The following is a 1,749-nucleotide window of genomic DNA, read 5'->3' on the forward strand; positions in this document are numbered from 1 at the left end:
GGGTGGGGGCAAGTGCGTACGACGGGCCGTAGGACCGTCGTACGCGATAGCTTGCTCCGCCAGGAGCCGTGGTGGGGTCACGCTGCGGTCCGGCGGTGGTCACCACCGGGTCGTCGCTGTTCACCGGCTCGTCTCCGGGTCCTGCTGCTGGATTTCGCGGACGAGTTCCTCGATCCAGTCCATGGCGGGGACCGAGTGGTGGAGGGTCCAGGGGCGGTCGTGCCGTTCGCGCTGCACGATCCAGGTGCCGTCGGGCTCTGACTAGGCGTGGTGGAGGTGACCGCGCTGGTGCAGGACGGTCAGCCAGGAATCGACTTCGGCGGCGGTGGCCGGGTTGATGTGCACGGAAGCGTTCTTTGCTTCGTTTCGAGGAGAGGTGCGAGCTGGGTGCCTGGGGCGGGTGGCCGGTTCGTTCATCCGCCCACCGGTTGCCCGGTCAGTTCCAGGCGGAGGTGACCGGCTGACCGTGCGGGGCGCGGAGCTGGGCCATCAGGGCGGTCAGGGTGTCGCTGGGCAGGGGGACCTGCTGACCGTGGATCGCCTGGGCGACCACCTTGCGGGTCAGCTTGTCCTCGGCCCTGACCGCCGACCGGGCGATCTCCAGCAGCTCCTCGGTGTCTGGGTCTGACCGCCGGACACTCGGTGTCCAGGATTCCCGGTCAGCGACCGGGACACCGCTGACCGGTGGCTTACCGTCCGGCTGACCGCGCAGGTCAGAGCCCTTTTCCGGGTGGTCGACAACCCCCGGTCGGGTGACCGGGAGACCGATGACCGGCAGCTCGGCGTCCCCGGTCAGTGACCGGGTGGCCGACCTCGGTCTGACCGGGCTGCGGTCACTGACCGACCTGGACGGCCCGGCCGGTCTCGATGCCGCTGGGCCGGTCACCCTGACCGAAGTGACCGAGGCCTTTCCGGTCACCATCCTCGACCGGCATGCGGAGGGTGAGAATGTAGGAGTGGACGGCGCCGGCCAGGGCGAGCGAGGTCATGGTGGACAGCACCGCGTCTCCGAGCCGGAGCCGTGTGTCGGCGACCGCGCCCTCGTTGATCCGTACCGCGTGGATGATGTCGTACGACAAGCTCAGCCCGCGCTGACGACGCCAGCCATCAGCAGGTTGGGTCCAGTGGTGACCTGTCGTCGGGCTCCCTGGTTGGGATGACGGCGGCCCCGGCGACGGTGCGGGCCCAGTCCAGGACCTGAGGGTGGTCGGCGACGGCGGCCCGGTAGCGCGGGGGCATCCCGGCCGACAGAGCCTCCAGCGGGGGAGATGCTCTCGGGCTCACCGGCCCGGGCTGTCCGGTCCTGGGTGTCCTCGCCGAGGGTCTGCGGTTCGCGGTGATGGGTGCGCATTACAGCTCCTCGGTATAGGCGGCAGCGGCGCCAGCCGGATTGGTCCACGCCGGGTGGACGGACACGTTAGACCGGAACCCCGGCCGCGCCAACTTGCCAGAGCGCGATCGTGGCCTCGTTGACCATGCTGGTCAGCATGATCGAGGTGCTTGGGGTTGGCCGCGAAGTTCGCCAGCCCGGCGCGGATGTGCTCTGGCGCGATGCCCTCGCCGGGAGCTTCTCGGCGATCCGGCCGAGGTGGCCGATCACGTCGCTCGACGGACGGTCGCCGCAGGCGGCGACGTACTCGCCGACGAGCTGGTTGGCCGAGACGCCATCCGCGGGCGCCATGCGCCCCGTAGGGACTAAGGATCCAGGATCCTAGATCCTAGATCCAGGCGCCGAGCCCTCCCCGAGGC

The 1,749-nt window shown here is 70.0% G+C and carries 3 protein-coding genes; all 3 read right to left on the reverse strand.

All coding sequences use genetic code 11. The features are described 5' to 3' along the window. Positions 1 to 833: 833 nt before the first annotated feature. Positions 834 to 1,079 (reverse strand): hypothetical protein, encoded by a 246-nt coding sequence (locus ACFWN1_RS33165; RefSeq protein ID WP_384370448.1) that lies wholly within the window; start codon positions 1,077 to 1,079, stop codon positions 834 to 836. A gap of 28 nt (positions 1,080 to 1,107) precedes the next feature. Beyond that, positions 1,108 to 1,284 (reverse strand): hypothetical protein, encoded by a 177-nt coding sequence (locus ACFWN1_RS33170; protein WP_384370451.1) that lies wholly within the window; start codon positions 1,282 to 1,284, stop codon positions 1,108 to 1,110. A 133-nt stretch (positions 1,285 to 1,417) separates the two neighbouring features. Next, positions 1,418 to 1,681 carry a hypothetical protein gene (locus tag ACFWN1_RS33175; protein ID WP_384370454.1) on the reverse strand — a complete coding sequence of 88 codons (264 nt, stop codon included), beginning with the start codon at positions 1,679 to 1,681 and terminating at the stop codon, positions 1,418 to 1,420. Positions 1,682 to 1,749: the final 68 nt, after the last annotated feature.

This window comes from Streptomyces sp. NPDC058459 (assembly GCF_042721685.1).
Lineage (GTDB): Bacteria > Actinomycetota > Actinomycetes > Streptomycetales > Streptomycetaceae > Streptomyces.

What these genes read in the sequence shown, in the direction of transcription:
- ACFWN1_RS33175 (WP_384370454.1), bottom strand. Translation starts at nt 1,681, where the DNA reads ATGGCGCCCGCGGATGGCGTCTCGGCCAACCAGCTCGTCGGCGAGTAC.